This window comes from Janthinobacterium sp. BHSEK (genome assembly GCF_056174685.1).
The window spans coordinates 1-592 of record NZ_JBWBYV010000201.1; the positions used below are offsets into that span (position 1 = coordinate 1).

Below are 592 nucleotides of genomic sequence, written 5' to 3' on the forward strand. Positions count from 1 at the left end.
CGTTGGGATGTAGGCATCCAGCGCATCGGCCAGACGCAGCACTGCGTCCACGCCCATCTCGCCTTCTTTGCCTTCCAGCGCCATACGTGCCGAACCTTTGATGATAGGCAGGTCGTCGCCTGGGAATTCGTACTTCGACAACAGCTCGCGCACTTCCATTTCAACCAGTTCCAGCAGCTCTGCGTCGTCGACCAGGTCGCACTTGTTCAGGAACACGATGATGTATGGAACGCCAACTTGACGGGCCAGCAGGATGTGTTCGCGGGTCTGTGGCATTGGGCCGTCAGCTGCGGAGCACACCAGGATCGCGCCGTCCATCTGGGCAGCACCGGTAATCATGTTCTTGATGTAGTCGGCGTGGCCTGGGCAGTCAACGTGCGCGTAGTGACGCGTTTCCGTTTCGTACTCGACGTGGGCGGTGTTGATCGTGATACCGCGCGCTTTTTCTTCTGGAGCCGCATCGATCTGGTCGTATGCTTTGGCTTCGCCGCCGAATTTCTTCGACAGAACCGTTGCGATTGCAGCGGTCAGCGTGGTTTTACCGTGGTCGACGTGGCCGATGGTGCCGACGTTGACGTGCGGCTTGGTCCGT

1 protein-coding gene is annotated in these 592 nt (G+C 59.1%); it reads right to left on the reverse strand.

The features are described 5' to 3' along the window. A partial coding sequence (locus AC0V2Y_RS28405) for a GTP-binding protein (protein WP_475418065.1) occupies nt 1-592 on the reverse strand: 592 nt, incomplete at both ends.